Below are 2710 nucleotides of genomic sequence, written 5' to 3'. Positions count from 1 at the left end.
CGTGACCGCACCACCAGCCGCGGCGGCACCACCGCCAATGGAACCGGGGCCGGCGCCGAGGCCAGTACCGGTCGGTGTCACCGCTGGCAGAGCATTCGACGTGAGCGGGCCAGCCACCTCCCCGACGAGGCCCGATCCACCAGGCGCGGAGACCGCGGTCGGAGCAGCGGGCTCGACCACATTCCCCTGACCGGTCAGCAGCCCTGGCGACCCCGGCGGGCCATCGACGTCGTCAACCACATTCGGCCCGCCCGTCCATGACGCGCCGCCCGGCGACAACGGGCTACCAGCCGACGGTTGCGCCGACGTACCACTGGCCCACTGCCCCGGCACCGAAGCACCCGACGACGAAACGGGCGGCCGGCCGGAATCGGACGGCTCTGGTCCACCAGCTACCGAGCCCGTCCGTGGCAGGGCAGCACCAGGAGCAGGCCCCGGGTCCGCGACCACACCACCAGCCGGAGGTCCACCCGTCCCGACACCACCCACAGCGGGAACCTCGACAACGGACGGCCCGTCCTCGACGCCACCCACCACCGGCCCCACCCCGGCGCCCGGACCACCCGGCTGACCTGGCTGACCTGCCGGAGTCGTCGGGCTCAGCTGGCCCAACTCCACCGGCTCACCCGACTGATCCCGCTCACCCAACCCGAGCAGGCGAGGCCCTTTACCGGTCAGACCACCGTATCTTGCGTTCAGGCCCCGACCCGCCATGTCGCCGGTCTCCGTGGCGATGCCCGACAGCGCACCAGAGATGAACGTCACCGGGGCGGTGCTCCACTGCCACTGGTCCCCCTTGACCAGGTTGTAGGTGCCCTCGCCGACAACCTCGACAGCACCCTCCTGGACAACCTCCCCGATGAACGTGCCCGGCGTGTGCTTGACGGGAGCCGCTCCACCCACACCACCAGCACCACCCGAGCCCGGCTTCGCACCCAGCCCAGGCCCAGGCCCAGGCCCAGGCCCCGGGCCGTCCACGGCGTCCACCCCACTGGCTATCCCCCGAGGGGGCCTGATCCGCCGCGCGATCTGCGTACCGATCGCACCGCCCGCGGCACCCAACACCGTACCGATCGCGCCCACCCAGGCGCCGACCTCAGCCGCCTGACCGATCCGGTCGAGGTTCCACCCCACCTGATGACCCTGACCCCGCATATACGCCTGCGCGATCACCTCCATCAACACCTGCAGACCAACACCAACAACCTGACCCATCGCCACCGCGAAAATAATCTCCGCAAGCCACGCCGCGATCCTCAGGTGCTCCACGAGCAGCCTCATCGCGAAGTCCTGGATAAGATTAGGGAACAGCCACGACAGCGCCAACACGATGGCGAACTCGACCATCAACTGGATGACCGTCAACACGATCATCACCTGCGTATAATCAACCTGGTTCGCCGTATCGTCGAGCTGCAAACCCAACCGTCGAATATACTTCGACGCGATACCCAGATAACCATCATCCTTGGTATAGTCCTTCATCAACTCGACGAAGGCCCGCTCGGAGTCACCCACCACACCATCCGCGATGCTGTTCACCGCGGTAATAAGAATCGGAATTACCTGATCGATGCCATCCGCGGCATCACCGTGCGCCTCCGCCAACGCCCGCAACATACTCGGCCGGGTGCCGGGGAACTCCTCACCACTGAACCACTTCAAAAACTCGGCACCATCATCCGAGATCTGAATATCAGCCACCCCGACACACCCCTAACCAGACGACGGGTCACACCCTCGACGGCGAGGGTGTGACCCGATCAATACTTTCAGTGCTTGGACGTGCCCGAATTGGAGTTCGGGTTTGCCAGGTCGGCGTTATCGACCTCTACGTCGTTGAGCATTTTTTGCAGCCACCCAACAGCGGTGGTGTCACCGTGAGCAAGCTTCGTGATGCCATCGATCACGTCAGTAACCAGAGGGAGCTGCACGTTGAGCCCATCATGGATCTGCTTGTCGACCTTGCTCCGAACCTTTCCTGGCGGCGAGTTCTGACTAACAACCTTCTCGAACTGATCCTTGACTGCGGTCATGTGCCGGAAGGGCGGAATCAGTTTCGCGTTGTTTATCAGGTCCGTGTCAGCAGCGAGATGGTCAGCGGCCATCGGTCGTCCCCTCCCCCGCAGCGCGCCTCGACCCCGGGAAGGGCTCATTGACCGAACGCATCGCTTCTCGCATCATCTCGTCAAAGTTCACTGTGCCGTTGAGCATATCTTTGATCGGCAGACCGGGCGGCAGCAACTTCTGGTAGGCGTTCGCCGCCTGTCCCCTCGCCTGATCGCGGGCGGTCTTGAGGGTTTCCACCAAGAGGTTCCCCAGCTCGGCCGGCGCCATCGTACGGTACGAGTTCGTCGGGAACTTGACCTCCACGAGGTCGCCCCGACCGTCCACTATGACGGTGAGCGCGCGGTTCTTGGCGGTCACCGTCGTCTGTGCCGTCGACAGTTCCTGCTTGACCTCGGCGATCGCCAACTTCTTCTGCTCGAACTCGGCATACGCCTGTTCGATCTTGTCGTGCAACGGACTTGTCATTCTCAACTCCTTCTAGTTTTGGCGGTTGGTTTGCCGGCCGGTTCCCCGGGCCGGGCCGAACGGGGACGCGGGCGTGCCGGGTCCGCTCGGCGACCAGGGAGTACGCTCCCCCACCGAGTCCGGGACCTCATCACGGCCAATGACCCCTGGCATGGCGTTCGGATCCGTACCCCAC

The 2710-nt window shown here is 64.8% G+C and carries 3 protein-coding genes; all 3 read right to left on the bottom strand.

All coding sequences use genetic code 11. The annotated features are described in order from the left end of the window. Positions 1-1704: WXG100-like domain-containing protein (locus C7C45_RS34320; protein ID WP_482805348.1), on the bottom strand; the 1704-nt coding region annotated here is incomplete at its 3' end. 68 nt (positions 1705-1772) lie between these two features. Beyond that, on the bottom strand, positions 1773-2108 hold the full coding sequence (locus C7C45_RS32430; protein WP_110568669.1) for a hypothetical protein: 336 nt from the start codon (positions 2106-2108) through the stop codon (positions 1773-1775). Next, the gene (locus C7C45_RS32425; RefSeq protein ID WP_110568667.1) at positions 2098-2535 is read right to left on the bottom strand and encodes a YbaB/EbfC family nucleoid-associated protein; all 438 of its coding nucleotides are present in this window, start codon (positions 2533-2535) and stop codon (positions 2098-2100) included. The genes C7C45_RS32430 and C7C45_RS32425 overlap by 11 nt, the downstream gene beginning before the upstream one ends. Between the last annotated feature and the right edge of the window lie 175 nt (positions 2536-2710).

Origin of the sequence: Micromonospora arborensis (assembly GCF_003205615.1) — a bacterium.
In the GTDB taxonomy this organism is placed as follows: Bacteria; Actinomycetota; Actinomycetes; order Mycobacteriales; family Micromonosporaceae; genus Micromonospora; species Micromonospora arborensis.
Note: the sequence above shows the minus strand (reverse complement) of the source record. Positions and strands in the feature narration are given on the sequence as shown.